We start from the raw sequence: 23,244 nt of genomic DNA on the forward strand, positions 1-23,244 counted from the left end.
TATAAGCATGGGAAAACCCTATTGACAAAGGACTTTACAGCTTTTTATACCATATAAGGAATTTTGATGCCAAAGGCATCTTTATTCAATCATAAAATTTTATTTCTGTGAAAGTCCTGTGATACCCTAACACCTCCTCGCTATGCCCGGAGGTGTAAATTAGCAAATTATTATCTTGAAAGACACACAATATTTTCTCCAAAATTTTTATAAATCTTTTTTATAAATACTCTATCAAACCTCATATATATGCTTTAATAGGGATAATTATGAAGCATCTAATATCAATGAAGGATATTGGAAAAGAGGAGATTTTAGAGATTTTAGATGAAGCAAGAAAGATGGAAGAGCTTTTAAATACAAAAAGACCTTTAAAGTTATTGGAAGGGAAAATATTAGCAACTGTTTTTTATGAACCATCAACAAGGACAAGATTGAGTTTTGAAACGGCAATGAAGAGGTTAGGTGGAGAAGTAATAACAATGACTGATTTAAAAAGCTCTTCTGTTGCAAAGGGAGAGAGTTTAATAGATACAATTAGAGTAATTAGTGGATATGCTGATATAATTGTTTTAAGGCATCCAAGTGAAGGAGCTGCAAGATTGGCAAGTGAATATTCTCAAGTTCCAATTATAAATGCTGGGGATGGGAGTAATCAGCATCCTACTCAAACTCTTTTGGATTTATACACAATAATGAGAGAGATTGGCAGGATAGATGGGATAAAGATAGCGTTTGTTGGAGATTTGAAGTATGGAAGGACAGTTCATTCCTTGGTCTATGCCCTATCCTTATTTGAAAATGTTGAGATGTATTTTGTATCTCCAAAAGAATTGAGACTACCAAAAGATATTATTGAAGATTTAAAAGCTAAAAATATAAAATTTTATGAAAAAGAAAGTTTGGATGATTTAGATGATGATATAGATGTTCTATATGTAACAAGAATCCAGAAGGAGAGGTTTCCAGACCCTAACGAATATGAAAAGGTTAAAGGTAGCTATAAGATAAAGAGAGAGTATGTCGAAGGAAAGAAGTTTATAATTATGCATCCATTACCAAGAGTTGATGAAATTGATTATGATGTTGATGATTTACCTCAAGCAAAGTATTTTAAGCAGAGTTTTTATGGAATTCCAGTGAGAATGGCCATTTTAAAGAAGCTAATTGAGGATAATGAAGGTGAATAGTTTTGAGAGATGTGAAATATGTTGATGCTCACTGCCATATAGAAGATAAAGCATTCAACAAAAACAGAGATGAGGTCATTGAGAGGGCTAAGAAAGAAGACGTTATAATAGTAACAAGTGGAGCAAGCTTAGGAGGTTGTTTGAGAGCTTTAGAGCTTAGAAAGAAATATAATATTTATCTAACCCTTGGCTATCATCCTTCGAGAGTTAAAGCAGATGATAAAGTTATAGAGAAGGTTTATAACCTAATTAAAAATAATGAGTATGAGATTTTGGCTATTGGAGAGATTGGAATGGACATCAAAGATGAAAACTATAAGAGGCAAGAAGAAATATTTAAAAAATTTTTGTCCTTAGCTGAAGAGCTTAACAAACCAATAGTTGTTCATGCAAGAGGATTTGAGAGAAAGATATTTGATATAGCCAAAGATAAAGTTGATATTATGTTCCATTGCTATAGTGGCGATGTAGAGTTAGCTAAGGAGATTGGAAAAGAAGGGCATTTAATATCAATTTCAACATTGGTGTGCTTTTCAGAACATCATAAAAAACTTGTTGAAAGCTTAGATTTAGAGTATTTAACTACTGAGACTGACAGCCCTTATCTATCTCCAATCAAAGGAACTAAAAATGAACCAAAGAATGTTAAATTGGTTATTGAGGAGATAGCAAAGATTAAAGAGATGGAAGTTGAAGAGGTAAAAGATGTCATTTACAAAAACACATGTAAATTCTTTAAGAGGAGATTGTAATGTATTATTTAAAACCCATTGGAGTTGTAGAGCAAAATGAGAACTATACAGTCCTAAATATATTTGATGAGTTTGTAGAGGGGTTAGATGGTTTAAAGGAGGGAGATTACATTATTGTTTTGGTTTGGTTTCATAAAAACGACAGTGAAGAAAAACGAAAAATTTTAAAGGTTCATCCAAGAGGGGATATAAATAACCCATTAAAAGGAGTTTTTGCTACCCGTTCTCCCTACAGACCAAACCCTATTGGAAAATACACTGTAAAAATACATAAAATTTATAGAAATAAAATTTTCATTGACAAAATTGACGCTTACAATGAAACACCAATAATTGATATAAAAATATTTTCAGAAAAGTTGGATTGTCCAAAGATATAAATTAAATTTCTTTGAATTTTCCAATTATATAATCTCCTTGCTCACTTTCAATTTCAAATAAACCTAATTTACTTAATAACCTTAATCCACTTGCATATACCTTTTTTCCAAAACTTTCTCCAATATTATCATCTATATTCATAATACAACTTTGACGTAACACCCTATATAGCGTTTCTATTAACTCATCCTCATCTACTGCATTAAGATTTACAGCACTTGCTTTTAATTCCTTAAATTTTCCAGTTACTGACCTACAATATTCACTTTCAATCTTAAACAATCCAACTTTTGACAGCAACCTCAATCCATCAGCATAAGCAGATAAACCTCCACTCCAAGCGTAATTTTCATCATCATACCAACATTTAAGTTTTAAAACTTTGTATAATGTTTTTATGAGTTTCCATTTACTAATATCATTTTTCATCTCCATCACTTTATTTCCTATCTCCATAGTATATCTTTAAAGCCTCCTCCAAACTCTTCCCTTCAATGGTTATCGCATATATTGCATTACACATCCTTATAGCGGCATCTAAAGGCTTTTGGTGGATATTTCTTCCAGTTGCATTTCCTCTTGCCCCACTAATATTAATTTGCTCCCAAATCTGTTTTAAAAATTTTTCTGGCTCTATACTTTTACCTCCAGCACATAGAACTCCAGTTCTTCCAGCGGCTAAGACAGCCTCTTTAAACCTCTCTGCTGGATTATCACACTTTGGATAATTAACTTTAACAAAATCAGCCCCTAAGCATGCGGCAACTCCAGCAGCTCCAGCAATTAAGTGAGGGTCTTTCTCATCTTTAACATTCTTCCCTCTTGGATAGCTCCAGATTATTGCTATTAAGCCATGCTTGTGAGCTTCTAATATAACCCTTGATGCCTCTTCAAACATTATATGTTCATACTCACTTCCAGGATAGATTGTATAACCAACCCCCAATATTTTTAATCCAGAGTTTTCTTTTAAATCAACAACATCTTTAACATGCACTAAAGCCCTACTTATTGGGTCTCTTGTTTTAACAAGATGAGTTTTTGAGTTAATCTTCACAATATAGGGAATTTTTTTATAATCCATTCCATATCTTGCTATTAATCCGAGTTGTGTTGCAAATCCGCAGATTTTCCCTTTACTTGCTATATTAAACAGATGTTCTGGAGATGCGTCATCCTTAGCTATCCCCTCCCCAAAGAAGTCGTCATTTAAATGTTCAATCTTCTGGTCTCCAGCGAATAGCATTACATTTCCAGTTCTTTTTGTTAATTCTAAGTAGTTTTTTATGTATTCTTCTTTTCTGTCTTCTGGAACTGTTAGTGGCACTTTTACATCTCTCTTTTTTAACCTCTTTATCATAAAAATCCCCACAATAAATATATGAAACTAACTACAAAAATAGTTATGTGAGAAGGGATATTAATAATTTCCTATTTGGTGAGAGAATGGAGTTATTTGAAATATTAAAACAAAAAATTAAAGAAAAAGAGGTTATAACACCAAAGGAAATGGCAATTATTGATGATAATGCAGAGTTTTTGGGAATTCAAAAAATATTATTAATGGAGAATGCTGGAAAGGCAGTTTATGAAGAGATTAAGGATATTGATGCTGAGGAATTTATCATTTTCTGTGGAACTGGAAATAACGGAGGAGATGGGTTTGTTGTAGCAAGACATCTTGGAAAGGGAGATGTTATATTAATAGGAAAAGAGTCAGAGATAAAAACCTACGAGGCAAGAGAAAACTTTAAGATACTAAAAAATTTGGCAGAGTTTGGAAATATAAGGATTAGAGAAATTAAATGGGCTGAGGAAGTTAATGATATATTTGAAAGGCTAAAAAATAAAAAGGCAGTTATTATAGATGCAATGATTGGAACTGGTGTTAAAGGAGAGCTAAGAGAGCCATTTAAAACCATAGTTGATAAAATAAACGAGTTAAAGCAAATAAACAAAAATATCTTTGTTATAAGTGTAGATGTTGAGACAGGGCATTTAGAAAGCGATTTAACTATAACTTTCCACAAGAGAAAGACTATAAACAAAGACAACGCCATTGTAAAAAAGATTGGCATTCCTAAGGAGGCAGAATACATAGTTGGCTGGGGAGATTTAAAAGCTCTAAGGAAGAGAGATAGCAATAGCCACAAAGGGCAAAATGGAAAAGTTTTGATTATTGGAGGTAGTAAAGATTTTTATGGAGCTCCAATATTGGCTGGTTTGGCAGCATTAAAAATTGTTGATTTGGTGGGGATTTTGTCAGTCGGTAAGGTTATAGATAAAGTAAATCATCCAGAGTTTATTATGTATAGGGTTGAAGGGGATTATTTAAGCTCTCAACATGTTGATTATACTCTAGAAATTGCTAAAAAGTATGATGTTGTTGTTCTTGGTAATGGCTTAGGAGCCAACAATAGAACTAAAGCATTTTTAAATGAGTTCTTAGCAAAATATGATGGAAAAGTGGTTATTGATGCTGATGCAATTAAAGTTATTGATTATAATAACTTTGAATTCTCTGAGAATTATATTTTCACTCCTCACAAAAGAGAGTTTGAATATATGGGGATTGATTTAGATAACATTGAAAATATAAAATCAACGATTGTGTTAAAAGGGAAATATGATATAATATTTAATGCCAACAATCTAAAAATAAACAAAACTGGAAATGCTGGTTTGACAAAGGGAGGAACTGGAGATGTTTTAGCTGGTTTAATTGGGGCTTTATTTGCTGTTAATGAGGCATTTTTATCAGCATGTTGTGGAGCTTTTATAAACGGCTATGCTGGAGATTTGCTGTTAAAAGAGAAAGGTTATTATTATACCCCATTAGATTTGATTGAAAAAATCCCTAATGTCTTAAAAATCTTTCAATGAAACTATTAAATTATTTATTCAAGGAAAAATATTTAAAGACAAATAATAGGAGGGATTATGAAGGCAGATTTGCACATACACACAAAATATTCTGGAATTGGTAAATTTTGGAAACTTAAATTCCCTGATTCTGTTGAAGAGCCAAGAAATATATTGAAAGTAGCTAAGAAAAAAGGCATTGAGGTTGTAGCAATAACTGACCATAATACAATTAGGGGAGGGGTTGAGACAAAAAAATTGGAGAAAGAGTTTGGAGTTGAAGTTGTTATAGGTAGCGAGATTATGACTACCGAAGGGGAAATAATTGGTTTATTTTTAAATGAAGATATACCTAAAGGTTTATCTCCAGAGGAAACTATAGAAAAAATTAAAGAACAAGGAGGATTAGCTATAGCTCCCCATCCCTACAGCCCCATCTGTAAAGCACTTGGAGACCGAATATTTGACTTAGATTTGGATGGAGTTGAGGTTTTTAATGCCTACCATAGGGATGGAATAGTTAATAATATAGCATTAAATAAGGTTATAAAGGAACTACCACAAAAAGCCTTTTGCATTTATTGGAGGGAGTGATGCTCACATAGCGAGGATGGTAGGGAATGCCTATACATTATTTGAGGGAAATTCAGCTGATGATTTGTATAAGGCAATAGTTAAAAAAAGAACGACTTATGAAGGAAAGCCAACACCTTTGTATCAAGCAATATTATGGAGTTATAAGGTTGTCTATACGTCAGAAAAGAAGTTAATAAAATCTTTAATTTTTAGGATAGGAGATAATACAATTGATTCAATAAAACTTTATAAAAAGATTTTAGGAGTTTTTGGAGGATTTATTTATATATTAACTCCCCTTCCAATAGTTTCCGGATTTTTAGGTAATTATTACCTTAAAAAGAAAGCAAAGGAAAAAATGAAAGAAGTTTAATAGTTTTTTGCAAAAAACTATTAGTTTGAGAACATGATGATGGCATTGCAGATATTTATAAAGATACTTCCAATAATGTTTTTTGGAATTCTTTTAGCAAATCTTATGTGTCATTTAAATATCTTATACAAACTTCAAAAATATATAAAAAATAAATACTTCCCAATAATTGCTGTCTTTTTTGTTAGTTCAACATCAGGTAGCTTTTTATTAAAAAATTTATTAAAAAAAGGTGAAATTTCAGAAGAAAATCTTTTGCCAATTTACTTTTTAGGGATGTTTGTATTTGGAATCCACATAATTTTATTTTATGCTATACCAATGGCTACAAGTTTGGGTTGGTATGTTGGAGGCATCTATGTGCTAATAAAATTTTTGGTAACATGCAATTATTTGATTATAAGTGTTTTAATGCTTAAAAAAAGGAAATACAATATTGATATTGAATTTAAATCTAAGTCAGAAGGTTTATATGGAGCTATAAGAGATACGTTTAAGCAGTATTTTAGAGTTTTAACATCATTTGTCCCATCTGTTTTGATAATAACTTATCTTATTGAGCATGGTTTATTGGATATTGTTGAGGATTTTGCTGGTTCTTTATTAAATGCTTTAAATTTATCTCCTACTATTTTAGTTATAGTGCTTACAGGGTTAGCTACAATTTCAGGGGCTATAGGTATTGCATCTGGACTTTTAGATGAAAATATACTGTCTCCAAATGAAGTTCTCTTTTCTTTATTTCTCGCAGGTTTTTAAATAGAGTTGTTCTTTATTTGAGAAAGTATTTACCAATACAGCTCTCAATATTTGGAAAAATCGGGGCAAAGTTAGCTACTTTACATTTAATTGTTTATGAGATATCTTTTTTAATTGTAATAGTTGTTTGGTATCTCTTTTTTATTGTTTAAAGTTTATTTAATAGGGCTTTCGCAGGAATAGACTTTTATAAGGAAAGTTGATTCCTAAATGCCTTATCAAATAATAAAAACTGTGAAAGTCCTATTTAAATCACCTAATTAATTTTTCTAATAGCTAAATAATTATTAGATTCTTTTGCAAAAAACTTTTTATAATTAGAAATTTTAAATAAATGTTAGCATCTATCAAAAACCATATTAAAAAAATCTAAAATGATGGAAAACGATGAGAATTTCTCCACTAATAGCAGGGTTGATAGGTGGTTTCACTGCTGCAATATTGCAAGCACTGTTTAAAGTGTTCCCTCCACCAGCTTATGGTATCTGTATAGCATGTCACACAAGGGATTTAGTAAATTGGATTATTAATCATTTATTTGGGACTACATTAGGAATGGCACTAGTTTCAAAAGCTTTTCCTGTTTTAACTGTTGTTGGTATATTTATTGGGGCTTTAATAACTACTTTTATATATAAAGAGACTGAGTTAAAGCAAACTCACAGTCCAGTTTATTGGTTTCATATTAGGAATTTTAGTTATTAATTTTTGGCCCTTTGGGCATCATTATTCAATAAATAAAAATATTATCTGTATAAGTCCTATTAAGCTATCAAATTTACTAATAATTGTAGTTGTTTGGTATGTTTATAAATTTATAACTTTTAGGTGAGAGTATGGAAAGAGGTAATGAAAAAATAAAACTAACTGAATTAGTTAAACTCCACGGATGAGCTTGCAAACTGCCCAGCACCGAGTTAGAGTTTTTAGTTAAAGGAATAGTTACTGATGATGACTTATTGGACAAAAATATCTTGGTTGGTTTAGGAGATGATGCATCAATAATTAAGAGGAATGGGTTAGTTATAGCAAAGACAGTTGATGTCTTTACACCAATAGTTGATGACCCATACATACAGGGAAAAATAGCAGCTTGCAACTCAACAAGCGACATCTATGCTATGGGACTATTGGATATAGTAGGAGTTTTAGCAATTGTTGGTATTCCAGAGAAGCTTCCAATACACGTAGTTAGAGAGATGTTAAAGGGCTTTCAAGACTTCTGCAGAGAGAACAAAACAACAATAGTTGGTGGTCATACAATACTAAATCCATGGCCCTTAATTGGAGGAGCAGTTACTGGTGTTGGAAGAGAGGAGGAGGTTTTAACAAAGGCTGGAGTTAAGGTAGGAGATGTTTTAATATTAACAAAACCATTAGGAACTCAAACAGCGATGGCGTTATCAAGAATCCCAGAGGAGTTTAAGGATTTAATTAGCATAACTGAAGAAGAAAGAGACTACATCATAAATAAGGCAATAGAGATAATGACTACATCAAACAGATATGCATTAAAAGCTCTAAGAAAGGCTGAAGAAAGAGTTGGAGATAAAATAGCAAATGCTTTAACTGACATAACTGGATTTGGAATATTGGGGCATTCAAATGAAATGGCTAAGAATAGCAATGTTTTAATAGAAATAAATTTACTGCCTTGTATAAAAAGGACTCCAGAGTTAAGCAGATTATTTGGACATGCTTTATTGGATGGTTATGGTGCAGAAACTGCTGGTGGCTTATTAATATCAGCAAAAGAAGAATATAAAGATAATTTAATTGATGAGTTGGAAAAAGCTAAATGCTATGCTTTTGAAGTTGGAAGAGTTGTGAAAAAAGGTGAAGGTAAAGCAGTTTTAAGTAAGGATGTTAAAGTTATTGAAATTTAATATCAAACATATATATGCTATTAACTCGGTGCTGGGCAGTTTTTATAACGTTCTTACGATGTGCCGAACCCTTTAAGGGAGGCACATCGAAATCTTTGATATATTTTTATTTTTTATTTCACTGTTTTGACTATAGTTCTTTTTAAAATATTTTGTAATAACTAAGGCACTGATGAACTCCTTCCATTAGGAAGGGAGTTCAAACTTAATTAATAAACTTTATTAACATTTGAAAAGAACTATAAATTTTTTATATTACATTGTAAGTATAAAGATTAAAAATTAAATGAGAGTTTTAATAATTAAAATTTAAAGTTATAGCTAAGGTGAAAGTATGGAGATAAAATTAGAAGAAATTCTAAAAAAACAGCCATTATACAGTGGAAAGGCAAAGTCAATCTATGAGATTGATGATGATAAAGTTTTGATAGAGTTTAGAGATGATATAACAGCTGGAAATGGAGCTAAGCATGATGTCAAACAAGGAAAAGGTTACTTAAATGCTCTAATCTCATCAAAGTTATTTGAGGCTTTAGAGGAAAATGGAGTCAAAACCCACTATATAAAGTATATAGAACCAAGATACATGATAGCTAAAAAAGTTGAGATAATTCCAATTGAGGTTATAGTTAGAAATATAGCTGCTGGAAGTTTGTGTAGAAGATATCCTTTTGAAGAAGGGAAAGAATTGCCATTTCCAATTGTTCAATTTGACTATAAAAATGATGAGTATGGAGACCCAATGCTAAATGAAGATATTGCTGTAGCTTTAGGTTTAGCTACAAGAGAGGAGCTAAATAAAATTAAAGAAATTGCTTTAAAGGTTAATGAAGTATTAAAGAAATTGTTTGATGAGAAGGGCATTATATTAGTTGATTTCAAAATTGAAATTGGTAAAGATAGGGAAGGCAATTTATTAGTTGCAGATGAGATAAGCCCAGATACTATGAGATTGTGGGATAAGGAGACACGAGATGTCTTAGATAAGGATGTATTTAGAAAGGATTTAGGGGATGTTATTGCAAAATACAGAATTGTCGCTGAGAGATTGGGATTATTATAAAGCAATAAGGTGAAATTATGTATAAGGCAACAGTTATAATAAAGTTAAAAAAAGGAGTTCTAAATCCAGAAGGAAGGACAATACAGAGAGCTTTAAACTTTTTAGGATTTAATAATGTTAAAGAAGTCCAAACATACAAGATGATTGATATAATAATGGAAGGAGAAAATGAAGAAAAAGTTAAAGAGGAAGTTGAAGAAATGTGTAAAAAGCTCTTAGCAAACCCTGTTATTCATGATTATGAGATAAAAGTCGAGAAAATTGAATAATTAATTTTATTAAACTTTTTTATTAAAATTTACTTAATTTTAAAATTTTTAAAGTTGGTGATTGAATGGAGAAGAAGAAAAAGCTTATTTTATTTGATTTTGATAGCACATTGGTTAATAATGAGACAATTGATGAGATTGCAAGAGAGGCGGGAGTTGAGGAAGAAGTTAAAAAAATTACTAAAGAAGCAATGGAAGGGAAATTAAATTTTGAGCAATCTTTAAGAAAAAGAGTTAGTTTATTAAAAGACCTTCCAATTGAAAAGGTTGAAAAAGCTATTAAAAGAATAACACCAACAGAGGGAGCTGAAGAGACTATTAAAGAGTTAAAAAATAGAGGTTATGTTGTTGCTGTTGTTAGTGGAGGTTTTGATATTGCTGTTAATAAAATTAAAGAAAAATTGGGATTAGATTATGCTTTTGCAAATAGATTGATTGTTAAAGATGGAAAACTAACTGGAGATGTTGAGGGAGAGGTTTTAAAAGAAAATGCTAAGGGAGAAATTTTGGAAAAGATAGCTAAAATTGAGGGAATAAATTTGGAGGATACTGTTGCTGTAGGAGATGGAGCTAATGACATAAGTATGTTTAAAAAAGCTGGTTTGAAGATAGCTTTTTGTGCTAAGCCAATTTTAAAAGAGAAGGCAGATATTTGTATAGAGAAAAGGGATTTGAGAGAGATTTTAAAGTATATTAAATAAAATATAATTAATAGATATTATATTAAATTATTTTCCTTTTTTCTTATCAATCTCTCTTTTTATAATTAACATAGCAATATAACCAAGGATTGTAGGGAGTATGTAAGAAACAAGTCTGTCTAATAAAGTAACTGCTGCAGCGACTGAAGGAGGAATATTAAAAGCAGAGAAAGAAAGTATCATAACTGTGTCTGCTGTTCCAAAGCCACTTGGAGTTATAGATAAAACACCAGAGAGGAGGGTTATTAAATATACTGCAGATACACAAATAACTGAGACAACATAAGAGAGAGACAAAAATAACAGCCATAATTTTAAAATATCGAAGATATACCGCATAACTGATAAAAATATGGCTACAACAACCTCCCATCCTCTCTTATTTTTAAAAAATTTCATACTGTTGTAAAACTCTTCAATAGATTGTAGGATTTTTGTCTCATCATAATTATATGAGCAATATTTACAGATAAACTTTGATATTTTGGTAACCGTCTTAATTAGAAGTCCTTTATTTGCAATTAAATAGATAATTATTGCAGTTAGAGAAAATAAAAAAATCCAAGATAGTATAAGATACTCAAGATACTTAAATCCAGTAACTACAAAGTATCCAATAACAAATAATGTGAAAAATAAAAATATCGCTGTATCTAAAACTCTTTCAACTACAACTGTAGAAAATGCCAAACCTTTTGGAATCTCTTCAAGTTTTGATAAATAATAAGCTCTAAATGCCTCTCCTCCCCCTCTCATAGATGGAGTTATATTGTTAATAAACAATCCCATTAAAACGAGTAAAAAGATATTTTTAAAATTTGCAGAATAACCTAAAATCTTAATTATAAATTTCCATCTTGCTGAGAGAATTACAGAAACCAGTATTTGAAGTATAAAAGCAAGAATTACATATTCTGGGTTTGTATTGATAAGAACTTTTATTATTTTATCTAAGCCAATATATGCCATTATTGCTAAAATAAATAAAAAGCTAATTATCAACAATATTGTGGATTTAGTTATCTTTATTTTCATCAATATCCCTTTAACTTCTTTCTAATGTAATTTAGAATTTCGTCTCCAACATCTTTTGTCTTTAAATCCCCTCCCAAGTCAGGAGTAACTTTTTTGTTTATTAAGCAGTATTTCACTGCCTCTCTAATCAAATCTCCCTTTTCTTTCTCTCCAATATAATCAAAAAGCATAGCAATACTTAATATAGATGCCATTGGATTTGCTATACCTTTCCCAGCTATATCTGGAGCTGAACCATGAACTGGCTCAAATAATGCTTTATCATCTCCTATATTTGCTGAAGGAGCTAAACCAAGTCCTCCAATTAATGCAGATGCCTCATCTGATAAAATATCCCCAAACATGTTTGTTGTAACAATAACATCAAATTTTTCAGGATGTTTTATTAAGTTCATAGCTGTTGAATCAACTAAATAATCATCTGCCTCTATATTATAATGTTTTTTTATTTCATTAAAAACCTCTAAGAATAAACCATCAGTTATTCTTAAAACATTAGCTTTATGGATGCAAGATACCTTTTTCCTATTATTTTTTATAGCATATTCAAATGCAAATCTTATTATTCTCTCGCTACCCTTTCTTGTTATAACCCTCTCAGCTATTGCTGTATCATTTTCTAATCTCTCTCTACCAACATATAAATCTTCCGTATTCTCTCTTATAATAACTATATCAATATTCTTAGCATTTAAGAATTCATAATCTGCAATTTTCCCAATTAATTGTCCAATTCCAAAGTTGTTTATTGGTCTTACATTTGCATATAAATGAAACATCTTCCTCAACGTTATTATAGGGCTTTTATAATTTTGAACTTCCCCTGGCTTTGGTGAGGTTATAGCCCCAAACAAAATAATATCTGCCTCTTTAGCTTTTTCTATTGTATCCTCTGGAAGTGCATTACCATATTTTTTTAAACATTCTAATCCTGCCTCTCCTTTTATTATTTCAAACTCTCCCAACTCATTTAATATTTTTATGGCCTCTGGAATCACTTCTTTTCCTATTCCATCCCCTTCTATAACACACACCTTCATCATAGACAGCACCAAAAACTTTTTTATATAGTGTCTTTCAAAAACATTTTGAAGTAACCAGTAGCTTATGAACACCTTCCAAAGGAAGGCATTTAAATATTTATTGTCAAATATTTATTAATAAACTTTAATTAATTTTGAAGACAGTATAGTTTAAAGATATTTTTAAGTATTAATACGGTATATTTATTGTTTCTATTTCTATTAAACGTTAATAAGAGGGATAAAAATGGAATATTCGGATGTTCCAAAGTTTATTAGGGACGTTTCAATAAAACAGCACGAGTGGATGAGAGAGAGCATAAAATTAATTGCAAGTGAGAATATAACAAGTTTAGCAGTTAGAGAGGCGTGTGCAACAGATTTTATGCATAGATATGCTGAGGGATTACCAGGAAAAAGATTATACCAAGGATGTAAATATATAGATGAAGTTGAAACACTCTGTATAGAGTTGTCTAAAGAATTATTTAAAGCTGAACACGCAAACGTTCAGCCAACAAGTGGTGTCGTTGCTAATTTAGCTGTTTTCTTTGCTGAAACAAAGCCAGGGGATAAATTAATGGCTTTAAGTGTTCCAGATGGTGGGCATATAAGCCATTGGAAAGTAAGTGCTGCTGGAATTAGAGGATTAAAAGTTATAAACCATCCATTCGACCCAGAAGAGATGAATATTGATGCTGATGCAATGGTTAAAAAAATCTTAGAAGAGAAGCCAAAGCTAATATTGTTTGGAGGTTCTTTATTCCCATTCCCTCATCCAGTAGCTGATGCCTATGAAGCTGCTCAAGAAGTTGGTGCTAAAATTGCCTATGATGGAGCTCATGTTTTGGGATTAATAGCTGGAAAGCAGTTCCAAGACCCATTGAGAGAAGGGGCGGAGTATTTAATGGGTAGCACTCATAAAACATTCTTTGGTCCTCAAGGAGGAGTTATATTAACAACAAAAGAAAACGCTGACAAGATAGACAGCCATGTATTCCCAGGGGTTGTTAGTAACCATCATTTACATCATAAGGCTGGTTTAGCCATTGCCTTAGCTGAGATGTTGGAGTTTGGAGAAGCTTATGCTAAGCAAGTTATTAAGAATGCAAAGGCATTAGCTCAGGCTCTGTATGAGAGAGGATTTAATGTTTTATGTGAGCACAAGGACTTTACAGAAAGCCATCAAGTAATTATTGATATAGAGAGTTCTCCAGACATAGAGTTTTCAGCAAGTGAGTTAGCTAAGATGTATGAAGAGGCAAATATCATTTTAAATAAAAACTTATTGCCATGGGATGATGTTAATAACTCAGACAATCCAAGTGGTATTAGGTTAGGAACACAAGAATGTACAAGATTAGGAATGAAAGAAAAAGAGATGGAAGAAATAGCTGAATTTATGAAAAGGATAGCTATTGATAAAGAAAAACCAGAGAAAGTTAGAGAGGATGTTAAAGAATTTGCTAAGGAGTACAGCACTATTCATTACAGTTTTGATGAGGGAGATGGATTTAAATATCTAAGATTCTATTAATATGCTAAAATAATTTATTTTTTGCGTCATTATATATTTATATGAGTTCGTAGATATTATATTTTAGAATTTTATTATTTGGGTTTTAGGATTTTTGATTTTGTTGTTTGGTTAATGGATTGTCTTGTTGAATATGTTTGAAATTTGAAAATAAGAGTATTTAGAAGTTATTAATTAGTTCAAAGGATTTTTATTTAATTTCTAAGGGTTTGCTGGTTTGATTATTTAGAATATTTGAGTTTATTGAATTATTCAGATTTTTAAAAATTAAGATTAATTAGGAAAGGAAATAAGATTTCTCTAACAGACAAGTTAAATTTTTGGATTTAAAAAGATAAAAATGCTTAGTTTTAGTAAAGAGATAAAATTTTAAATACTAAAAGGTTTATATTGTAAGATGGTTATTTATCCTTAGAAAAATATGGTATAGAAAAGCTTAAATATTAAGAGTGATGAAGTATATTATGTTGTGAATGATTGCCCTGTTAAAATCAGACCTCTTGGAGGATGGAAATGCTGTAAGCACATCTGGACTAGAAAAGTCAGAATTTTTAACCTAGTTAAAATCAGACCTCTTGGAGGATGGAAATGTTTTTATTATCTTAATTTTTTTTCTTAAAATCAGACCGTTAAAATCAGACCTCTTGGAGGATGGAAACATAAGCACTTTTTTAGCTCTTTTACTTCATTTTCTGTTAAAATCAGACCTCTTGGAGGATGGAAATTTTTTGGTGGGGAATATGGAAATTGACAATAACACAATAAGTTAAAATCAGACCTCTTGGAGGATGGAAACGAAATAAACCAATGTTTAACTTGTGGCTGTTTTAAGAAGTTAAAATCAGACCTCTTGGAGGATGGAAATGAAAATAAATAAACCCTCCAATGCCAAACCAAAATTTTTGCAATTAAAATAAGACCGATTCGGTATGGAAACTGGAACAATCCGTTTAAAACTTCATACTCTTCTTTTGTGGTTAAAATCAGACCGATTCGGAATGGAAACACGAAATACCATTTTCAGATACGATTTTTTAGTTAAACCGAAATCCTTGAAAAATAGAAATTATTGAAAATAGCATTACAATAATAATTATTTTATTTGAAAATTTTAAAAATAAATTGCTTTATTCTTTATACCACTCATAAAACTTATTTTCTATAAACTCCCTTATTTTCGTTGGTTCCAAATCATTAACTATACTATAAACTGCTATTCCTCCAGCCCCTACTCCTTCTTTTACTGAACCTTTGCAATAATTTTTTAATCCCTCAATCTTTGCTTTTTCAAAATAAAACTTAGATGCTAAAACTGGAACATTTCCTATCTGCTCAACTATTCCCTTTAAATCTCCTTTTTTATCATTTAAAACAAATTCAGTTGTTCCTATGGCTATTAAGTTTTTATCTAAAACCTTTTTGTTAATCTCTTTTATAACTGCTAAGACAGCACTCATCTGTGTTCCTCCAGCTAAAATAACTGGCTTATTTCTTTCAGCAAAACTTATAGCCAAACCAGCAACAACAGGCATCATCTTATCTCCAACGGCATTTAAAACATCAAAGACAGATGATTTTTCATTAATGCCAGCTTTCTTTAAACCCTCTCTAACAACCTTTATTTTTAACTCATGGGGGTTATTTATAGAGCCAGAGCTAACCTTTCCCTCGGCATCATATCCTAATCCTAATAAAACCCCTAATGCTGTTGTTGTCCCACCAGGAACACTCTCCCCAACAATTAATAATTCAGCATCTAAGTTTTTACCTAAGAGATAACCTTTCATATATAATTCCTTTGAGTTATTCATTGCTTTACCTTCTTCTATTCTCCCAGTTGGCTTTTCATCTATCTCTATAAAAGGAATCTTTGGCTTAACAAAAGCTCCCGCATCTATGTGGAGGTTTTTTATATTCTTTAGCTCAACACATGCCCTCGTTATGGTTGCAGGTGTTGGTGAGCCAGTGGCATCTATTGGAGGAGTTTTTAAAGTTAGAGATTTTCCATAAAAAACAAGCTCAACATCTGCAGAGGGTGTGTATTTAATAACATCCCTATGCACTCCAGATATTGGAATTGATAAGGTAGTTTCTATTGATGAAATTACACAAGTAAATAAAGGATTTCTTCCTTTAATTTTATCTAAGAAGCCATTTTCATTTATTGCTATTATGCTCATAAGTATCCCTCTTTTTTATATCTTCAATCCTCTTCTTCTCAACTCTTCATAAATCTCCTTAGGAACTTTAGGTTTTTCCAATTCCTTCTTAGCTTTTTCTTTAGATAACAAACCCAACCTAACAAGTGTAGCAATCCTATCAATCTCAAAGCTAAACCCATATTTATCATAAAATCTCTCTAATGCAACTCCTAAAACTAAGCAGTTTGTTGTATAACCACCCAAATCTGGTTTTTTCCAAGGTAAATCTTCTAACATTTTATATTTCTCCTCTTCTTTAAATTTATAGGGTGCTAATAACCTTATCATTTTTATGCCTTCCTTCATCTCCCTTATTGCAGAGTGTCCGAAAGGTAACTCATGCCCAGTAATTATATACTTCAATCCCAACAATTTAGTAACTCTCCAAACCTCTCTCAATATAAGCCTTGAGCATCTCCTACAAGGACTTTCTCCTCTTTTTATTGCATCTTCAAATAAATCTGTGTAATCTCTATTTAATATCATTAAATCTACTTGATAATGTTTTGTTACATTTAAAGCGTTTTCTATGGCTTCTTTAGCCATATACTTATTATCAACCATAACACATAATGGATTTAATTTAAATTTCTCTTTTAATAATTTTAATGCTAAAACACTATCTTTTCCACCAGAAAATGCTAAAATGCAATGATATTTTCCTCCCTCTTTTTTTAAATTATATAAAATTTCTTCAACCTCTTTTTTCATCTTCTCAAAGTTTGGAGGATATTTTAACATTGTTAAACAATCTACACATATTGGCTTCCCTTCATAGTTAATTATCTTTTTTGTTTTTGAGGTATGAACACAGATTGAACATTTCATGGTCTCACAGAATAATATTTTTATATATAAAGGATAATTTAACTACCATAGAGTTAAATTAATGTAAGGGGAGACAGATGTTTTATAGGTTGTTGTTTGCATCACTTTGGTATATATTGCCAGCTTATGTTGCAAATGCATCAGCATGTATATTTGGCGGAGGTACTCCAGTAGATTTGGGAAAAAATTTTATTGATGGAAGGAGATTAATAGGTAATGGAGTAACATATAGAGGTTGCATTTTCGGAATTTTATGTGGAACGTTAGTTGGATTAATTCAGGGAATTTTAGTAGATTTTAATATTTTTAATAGCTTAGATTTTTATGGCACTGTTTTAGACCATGTTATATTGGCTTTCTTTTTATCAGTCGGGGCTATTGTTGGTGATGCAGTAGGTAGCTTTATAAAAAGAAGGTTAAATATTGAAAGAGGAAAGCCAGCTCCGTTATTAGACCAACTTGACTTTGTTATAGGAGCTTTAGCATTTGGTTATATTGTTGCTCCAATACCCTATGAGATGATAATTATAATCTGTTTATTTACTGTCTTTGTTCATCTACTTGGAAACATAATTGCCTATAAATTAGGCATTAAAGATGTGTGGTGGTAAAATATGATTACAATAGATATTGAGTTAAAAGACAAACCTGGAGAATTGTTGAGAGTTTTAACTCCAATTTCAAAATACGGGGCTAATGTAATAAGCATTATTCACTCAAGAGAGGAAAAAAGAGGAGGGAAAGTTCCTGTAAGGATTGTTATTGATGTTGATGATAAAGATAAATTAAAAAAGATTTTAGAAGATTTAGAAAAAGAGGGAGCTATAATTAAAAAAATAGATGGAAAAGATAAGAAGGTTTATTTAGATGTTGTTGTTATAGGGCACGTTGTTGATACCAACGTGAGAGACACAATAGACAGAATAAATGAGATAGGACTTGTTGAAGATTTAGATTTGATTATGCCACATCCAGATAAAGAATCATCAGCAATGATGAGAATTATCGTTGATGAGGATAAGATAGAGGAGCTTTTTTACTTATTTGAAGAGTTAGAAAAAGAAAAAGGATTGTTATTCATAAAATCCATATTTTAAATAAAATTTTGGTGAGAGGATGGATATAATTATAGTAGGATTTGGAGCTATAGGAAAAGGAATTGCTAAGGTCTTGTATGATAAAAAAGATTATTTAAAAAAGAACTATGAGGAATTTAAGGTTGTTGCTATAACAGATAGCTCTGGAGCTGCAATAGATGAAGATGGCTTAGATTTACTAAAAGCAATAGAAGTTAAAGAAAAAACTGGAAAGATTAAAAATTATCCAGAGAAAGGAAGAGAGATGAGTTCAATAGATGTTATAAAAGAAGTTGATGCGGATGTTGTTGTTGAAGTAACACCATCAAACTTAGAAACAGGAGACCCAGCTAAAACTCATATATTAGAAAGCTTTAAAAATAAAAAACACGTTGTAACAGCTAATAAAGGACCGTTAGCTTTATGTTATAAGGAGTTGATTGAAGAGGCAAAAAAACATGGAGTTATTTTCAGACATGAGGCTTCAGTTGGAGGGGCAATGCCAATAATAAACTTGGCTAAAGAGACATTAGCAGGAAATGAAATTTTATCAATAAGGGGAATTTTAAATGGAACAACCAACTACATACTAACAAAAATGGAGAAAGAGGGTTTAGATTTTGAAACTGCATTAAAAGAGGCTAAAGAGCTTGGAATAGCTGAAACAGACCCAACTCAAGATATTGAGGGTTTAGACACTGCAGCAAAGATTGTTATCTTAGCAAACTCAATTATGGGCATGAATAAAACAATAAAAGATGTAAAAGTTAAGGGAATAAGTAGAATAACTCCAGAAGCTCTATTTTTAGCTAATAAAAGAGGATACACAATAAAATTAATTGGACAGATTAAAGATGGCTATTTAATTGTTGAGCCAATGCTTGTTCCAATAGACAGCCCATTAAATGTCAAGGGAACTTTAAACGTTGCAATGTTTGAAACTGATTTGGCAAAAGAGGTTGTAGTTGTTGGAAGAGGAGCTGGACCTATAGAAACAGCTTCAGCTATTTTAAGTGATTTAATCCATATCTACAATTCTACTAAAAAATAATTTAATTTTTTGTGTTACATATTTATATGGGTTCCGTAGATATTATATTTTAGAATTTTACTATTAAGGTTTTTATGGGATTTTCAATTTTGTTAATTGATTTATTGATTGTCTTGTTGTATAAGTTTGGAATTTAGAAATGAGAGTATTTAGGAATTATTTATTTATTTAGAGGTTTTAAATTTAATTTCTAAGGGTTAGCTGGTTTGATTATTTAGAATATTTGAGTTTATTGAATTATTCAGATTTTTAAAAATTAGGATTAATTAGGCAAGTAAATAAAATTTCTCTAACAAATAAGTTAAATTTTTGGATTTAAAAAGATAAAAATACTCTGTTTTATTATGGAAAGAAAGATTTAAATACTAAAGGGTTTATATTATGGAGTAGTTACTTACCCTTAGAAAAATATGGTATAGAAAAGCTTAAATATTGGGAGAGTTGAAGTATATTATGTTGTGAATGATTGCCCTATTAAAATAAGACCGTTTCGGAATGGAAATCGTAAATGGTTCGTCTTTATTGACTAAAAACACAGTTTATTAAAATAAGACCGTTTCGGAATGGAAATTGGGAAATATAAGTCAGAGATTGATGCTTTGGCAGATTAAAATAAGACCGTTTCGGAATGGAAATAAAAGATGTTGAGAGATGCATTTATTCATAAGAAATTTATTAGATTAAAATAAGACCGTTTCGGAATGGAAATTCCTTATGAAGTATTTAACTATGACGACATGAAGTTATTAAAATAAGACCGTTTCGGAATGGAAATAAACTACCGTCTGCACAAACAGCTACCATTAATCTTAATATTAAAATAAGACCGTTTCGGAATGGAAATGATATTTCAGCAGATGTTTATCTGCTTCATTTAATTGAACCTCATTAAAATAAGACCGTTTCGGAATGGAAATTGGAGGGATTTTCATTTTTTAAATTTGATAATGTATTTGAAGAATTAAAATAAGACCGTTTCGGAATGGAAATAGTTTTCACCCCAAAAAACACTATTGTCCTTTCTTATTAAAATAAGACCGTTTCGGAATGGAAATTTTAATTAAGCTTAGATAATCTTGAATATTTTTTCTTGTAAAATTAAAATCAGACCGTTTCGGAATGGAAATACACATATTGATAAGGTAGAAGTATCAGTAAATGGACATTTATTAAAATAAGACCGTTTCGGAATGGAAATCGCAATCATTAATAAATCCCAATACATCGATACAAAAAATTAAAATAAGACCGTTTCGGAATGGAAATAATTGTAATATAATCATCGAAACTCCAACCATAATCCCTATAATTAAAATCAGACCAATTCGGGATAAAACACAAAAATAATATTATTTTCTTTTTCTTCATTATATTTATATATTTAAATCTATAAATTACAAAAACTTTTTATAACATTCTTAATACAGGACTTTCACAGTCTATATATTGAGTTTGGAATTTTGATGCCAAAGGCATCTTTTTACATTAAATAATATCTTATCCTCTGTGAAAGTCCTGTAATATTTCAATAACAACCACAAAGCCAGAAAAGAGGGATATAGTGTCAAATGAAGATTTAAAATTAAAAGTAGCTAAGGAAGCAGTGAAGTTAGTTAAAGATGGAATGGTTATTGGATTAGGAACCGGTTCAACAGCAGCTTTATTCATCAGAGAACTTGGAAATAGAATTAGAGAAGAGGAGCTAACAGTCTTCGGAATTCCAACATCATTTGAAGCTAAAATGCTGGCTATGCAGTATGAAATTCCATTAGTTACATTAGATGAGTACGATGTTGATATTGCCTTTGATGGAGCTGATGAAGTTGAGGAAACAACTCTCTTTTTAATAAAAGGAGGTGGAGGCTGCCATACTCAAGAAAAAATAGTTGATTACAACGCAAATGAATTTGTTGTTTTAGTTGATGAAAGTAAATTAGTTAAAAAATTAGGGGAAAAGTTCCCAATCCCTGTGGAAGTTATTCCTTCAGCTTATAGGGTTGTAATAAGAGCTTTATCAGAAATGGGAGGAGAGGCAGTAATTAGATTAGGAGACAGAAAAAGAGGACCTGTTATAACAGACAACGGAAATATGATTATTGATGTATTTATGAACATAGATGACGCTATAGAACTTGAGAAAGAAATTAATAACATTCCTGGAGTAGTTGAAAATGGTATCTTTACAAAGGTAGATAAGGTTTTAGTTGGAACTAAAAAAGGAGTAAAAACACTTAAAAAATAAAAAATTAGTTTTTAGCTCATTCTTTTTTTATTTAATAGAGATACATAATAAACAAACGCCCCACTTGATATTGTATCTCCTAAACCTACTGTAGATTTTGGTTTTTCAACATATCTTGATGGAGATAAAGCTATTTTATAATTATTATCGTTAAATTTCTCAGCAATCTCCTTTAATAAATCCCCATATTTATTGTGAGGGATTTTTAAACCTTCATGTAAATCATCTATTGCCCTTATATTTCCAAGTTTTGCCTTTGTTGATGCCAAGATAGTAGAGAATTCTAAACATTCTTCAAGTTCTTCTTTAGATAGTGGATTATCAGCCCTACAAACAAACAAAATATAATATATTGTATGAACTTGAACAACCTCCAAGTTTTTAAATTTATCCAGTAATATCTTAGCCCCTTCAATCACATCCTCAATAAAACTGTCTTTTAAAATATTATTGCTTAACTCATCATAGCCCAAGATATGCAAAACATTAGCTATCTCTGTTTCATCCATTCCTACGCTTTCCACGTTACTTAAAATATAATCAACAACCATCTTTCTAATCTCTATATTTGATATGGAGGCAAATTCCAAGTGGGTTTTGATGTTTTTATTCTTTTTTAATAATTTTATATCCTCTTCAGCCCTCTCAAAGTAATATTTTGCTGTTTTCCCATCTCTATATTCCTCTTTAATTGCCTGATAACCAGATAAAAATGCACAATCCACAGCCTCTCCAATCTTCGGCAGAAATTTCCTAACATCATCTTTTATCTCAATCCTCAAAGCTTCAGGTCTTGAGGCAACAATAAATCTTGTAGATTGCTTAGCAGTTATTTCCTCTCCATTTAACTTAAACTTTAACCCTTTTTTGAATTCGAATATCCTGTTTATCTTTATTGGGTCATCTCTATATGCCTCTCTAACTTTTTTTAATACAAGATTTCCATTTTCAACTAATGGATAAAGCAAATTATCATAATCAACAAACATCTCTGCCTGTTTTTTTGATAAAAATGGAGTATAAACAATTATTTTATCTATCTGCAGGGTAGCCATTAAATTAGAAACAATCCCTGCCTGTCCTCCCATTCTTTCCTCATCATATTTAATTCTATCAAACCACTCATGTAACTTTTTATCATCCTTTATTGGAACCTCTGCCGGTTTTCCCGTCTTTATACTATGAACTAACCTTGCAACGAAATCTAACGGTTCTTCAATAATTCTTGGATATTCTTCCATTCTTTCTATTATATCTTTATGGTTAAATTCATCTACCAATTTTTGTACATCTTCGTCTTTTAAATATTTTATTGCATCTACATTTGTATTATATGCTGTGAAAAGCTTAGTTCCTTTTATTGTCTCAATAAATTTTTTTATTTCCATAATATCACACATTTTAAGATATCTACTAATAAAGAAAAAGAATTAGAAATAT

The 23,244-nt window shown here is 30.9% G+C and carries 21 protein-coding genes, 2 pseudogenes and 2 CRISPR repeat arrays; of the genes and pseudogenes, 16 read left to right on the forward strand and 7 right to left on the reverse strand.

Translation table 11 applies throughout. The annotated features are described in order from the left end of the window. The first annotated feature begins 269 nt into the window (after window positions 1–269). The 3 genes from pyrB to tsaA are packed head-to-tail and all read left to right on the forward strand — an operon-like array spanning window position 270 to window position 2,322. A complete protein-coding gene (pyrB, locus tag MJ_RS08435) occupies window positions 270–1,190 on the forward strand; it encodes an aspartate carbamoyltransferase (protein ID WP_010871106.1) in 921 nt (306 codons plus the stop codon). A gap of 2 nt (window positions 1,191–1,192) precedes the next feature. After that, the gene (locus tag MJ_RS08440) at window positions 1,193–1,942 is read left to right on the forward strand and encodes a TatD family hydrolase (RefSeq protein ID WP_010871107.1); all 750 of its coding nucleotides are present in this window, start codon (window positions 1,193–1,195) and stop codon (window positions 1,940–1,942) included. Then, complete coding sequence (tsaA, locus tag MJ_RS08445) at window positions 1,942–2,322, forward strand: tRNA (N6-threonylcarbamoyladenosine(37)-N6)-methyltransferase TrmO (protein ID WP_010871108.1); 381 nt, start codon at window positions 1,942–1,944, stop codon at window positions 2,320–2,322. Before MJ_RS08440 ends, tsaA begins: the two co-directional genes overlap by 1 nt. 1 nt (window position 2,323) lies before the next feature. Here the strand turns inward: tsaA and MJ_RS08450 are convergent, their stop codons facing one another. Both MJ_RS08450 and MJ_RS08455 read right to left on the reverse strand, forming a co-directional pair. Further along, complete coding sequence (locus tag MJ_RS08450; RefSeq protein ID WP_162484771.1) at window positions 2,324–2,752, reverse strand: hypothetical protein; 429 nt, start codon at window positions 2,750–2,752, stop codon at window positions 2,324–2,326. Window positions 2,753–2,762: 10 nt separating this feature from the next. Then, window positions 2,763–3,683: a beta/alpha barrel domain-containing protein gene (locus MJ_RS08455; protein WP_064496872.1), complete on the reverse strand. Its 921-nt coding sequence runs from the start codon at window positions 3,681–3,683 to the stop codon at window positions 2,763–2,765. A gap of 86 nt (window positions 3,684–3,769) precedes the next feature. On the opposite strand from MJ_RS08455, the gene MJ_RS08460 reads away from it, so the two are divergent. The 8 genes and pseudogenes from MJ_RS08460 to serB all read left to right on the forward strand — a co-directional run bounded on the left by MJ_RS08460 (window position 3,770) and on the right by serB (window position 10,812). Then, entirely contained in the window at window positions 3,770–5,206 is a 1,437-nt protein-coding gene (locus MJ_RS08460) for a bifunctional ADP-dependent NAD(P)H-hydrate dehydratase/NAD(P)H-hydrate epimerase (RefSeq protein WP_064496873.1), read from the forward strand. 57 nt (window positions 5,207–5,263) lie between these two features. Next, window positions 5,264–6,134, forward strand: a pseudogene (locus tag MJ_RS08465) (PHP domain-containing protein). A 33-nt stretch (window positions 6,135–6,167) separates the two neighbouring features. Then, window positions 6,168–6,893, forward strand: a complete 726-nt coding sequence (locus MJ_RS08470; protein WP_010871114.1) for a hypothetical protein — start codon at window positions 6,168–6,170, stop codon at window positions 6,891–6,893. 387 nt (window positions 6,894–7,280) lie between these two features. Beyond that, window positions 7,281–7,602, forward strand: a pseudogene (locus tag MJ_RS08475) (cytochrome C); the annotation flags it as partial. Between the two features lie 127 nt (window positions 7,603–7,729). Beyond that, window positions 7,730–8,779, forward strand: coding sequence for a selenide, water dikinase SelD (selD, locus tag MJ_RS08480; RefSeq protein WP_083774555.1), 1,050 nt, complete (start codon window positions 7,730–7,732; stop codon window positions 8,777–8,779). A gap of 334 nt (window positions 8,780–9,113) precedes the next feature. Then, window positions 9,114–9,842 (forward strand): phosphoribosylaminoimidazolesuccinocarboxamide synthase, encoded by a 729-nt coding sequence (gene purC / locus MJ_RS08485; protein WP_010871116.1) that lies wholly within the window; start codon window positions 9,114–9,116, stop codon window positions 9,840–9,842. Window positions 9,843–9,859: 17 nt separating this feature from the next. Next, window positions 9,860–10,111, forward strand: a complete 252-nt coding sequence (purS, locus tag MJ_RS08490) for a phosphoribosylformylglycinamidine synthase subunit PurS (RefSeq protein WP_010871117.1) — start codon at window positions 9,860–9,862, stop codon at window positions 10,109–10,111. A 65-nt stretch (window positions 10,112–10,176) separates the two neighbouring features. After that, entirely contained in the window at window positions 10,177–10,812 is a 636-nt protein-coding gene (serB, locus tag MJ_RS08495; RefSeq protein WP_010871118.1) for a phosphoserine phosphatase SerB, read from the forward strand. A gap of 27 nt (window positions 10,813–10,839) precedes the next feature. On the opposite strand, the gene MJ_RS08500 is transcribed toward serB, so the two are convergent. Then, complete coding sequence (locus tag MJ_RS08500; RefSeq protein WP_064496874.1) at window positions 10,840–11,847, reverse strand: UPF0104 family protein; 1,008 nt, start codon at window positions 11,845–11,847, stop codon at window positions 10,840–10,842. Beyond that, window positions 11,847–12,890 (reverse strand): homoisocitrate dehydrogenase, encoded by a 1,044-nt coding sequence (aksF, locus tag MJ_RS08505; protein WP_010871120.1) that lies wholly within the window; start codon window positions 12,888–12,890, stop codon window positions 11,847–11,849. Before aksF ends, MJ_RS08500 begins: the two co-directional genes overlap by 1 nt. Window positions 12,891–13,116: 226 nt before the next feature. On the opposite strand from aksF, the gene glyA reads away from it, so the two are divergent. Then, window positions 13,117–14,406 (forward strand): bifunctional serine hydroxymethyltransferase/L-allo-threonine aldolase, encoded by a 1,290-nt coding sequence (gene glyA / locus MJ_RS08510; protein WP_010871121.1) that lies wholly within the window; start codon window positions 13,117–13,119, stop codon window positions 14,404–14,406. A 484-nt stretch (window positions 14,407–14,890) separates the two neighbouring features. Further along, window positions 14,891–15,270: direct repeats of the CRISPR family, unit length 30 nt; unit sequence GTTAAAATCAGACCTCTTGGAGGATGGAAA. A 263-nt stretch (window positions 15,271–15,533) separates the two neighbouring features. On the opposite strand, the gene cobT is transcribed toward glyA, so the two are convergent. Together cobT and MJ_RS08520 are read right to left on the reverse strand one after the other, a co-directional pair. Next, window positions 15,534–16,586 carry a nicotinate mononucleotide-dependent phosphoribosyltransferase CobT gene (cobT, locus tag MJ_RS08515; protein WP_010871123.1) on the reverse strand — a complete coding sequence of 351 codons (1,053 nt, stop codon included), beginning with the start codon at window positions 16,584–16,586 and terminating at the stop codon, window positions 15,534–15,536. A 15-nt stretch (window positions 16,587–16,601) separates the two neighbouring features. Then, window positions 16,602–17,435: a phosphoadenosine phosphosulfate reductase domain-containing protein gene (locus MJ_RS08520; RefSeq protein ID WP_010871124.1), complete on the reverse strand. Its 834-nt coding sequence runs from the start codon at window positions 17,433–17,435 to the stop codon at window positions 16,602–16,604. A 77-nt stretch (window positions 17,436–17,512) separates the two neighbouring features. Between MJ_RS08520 and MJ_RS08525 the strand changes: the two genes are divergently transcribed. The 4 genes from MJ_RS08525 to rpiA all read left to right on the forward strand — a co-directional run bounded on the left by MJ_RS08525 (window position 17,513) and on the right by rpiA (window position 21,804). After that, window positions 17,513–18,046, forward strand: a complete 534-nt coding sequence (locus MJ_RS08525) for a CDP-2,3-bis-(O-geranylgeranyl)-sn-glycerol synthase (protein WP_010871125.1) — start codon at window positions 17,513–17,515, stop codon at window positions 18,044–18,046. Window positions 18,047–18,049: 3 nt separating this feature from the next. Next, entirely contained in the window at window positions 18,050–18,532 is a 483-nt protein-coding gene (locus MJ_RS08530; protein WP_010871126.1) for an ACT domain-containing protein, read from the forward strand. A gap of 19 nt (window positions 18,533–18,551) precedes the next feature. After that, the gene (locus MJ_RS08535) at window positions 18,552–19,562 is read left to right on the forward strand and encodes a homoserine dehydrogenase (protein WP_010871127.1); all 1,011 of its coding nucleotides are present in this window, start codon (window positions 18,552–18,554) and stop codon (window positions 19,560–19,562) included. 473 nt (window positions 19,563–20,035) lie between these two features. After that, a CRISPR array of direct repeats spans window positions 20,036–20,828; the repeat unit is 30 nt; unit sequence ATTAAAATAAGACCGTTTCGGAATGGAAAT. Window positions 20,829–21,123: 295 nt separating this feature from the next. Continuing rightward, on the forward strand, window positions 21,124–21,804 hold the full coding sequence (gene rpiA / locus MJ_RS08540; RefSeq protein WP_010871128.1) for a ribose-5-phosphate isomerase RpiA: 681 nt from the start codon (window positions 21,124–21,126) through the stop codon (window positions 21,802–21,804). Window positions 21,805–21,815: 11 nt separating this feature from the next. Here the strand turns inward: rpiA and pfkC are convergent, their stop codons facing one another. Continuing rightward, window positions 21,816–23,192, reverse strand: coding sequence for an ADP-specific phosphofructokinase (pfkC, locus tag MJ_RS08545; protein ID WP_064496875.1), 1,377 nt, complete (start codon window positions 23,190–23,192; stop codon window positions 21,816–21,818). Window positions 23,193–23,244: the final 52 nt, after the last annotated feature.

The sequence above is a fragment of the Methanocaldococcus jannaschii DSM 2661 genome, from assembly GCF_000091665.1.
Lineage (GTDB): Archaea > AGJL01 > Methanococci > Methanococcales > Methanocaldococcaceae > Methanocaldococcus > Methanocaldococcus jannaschii.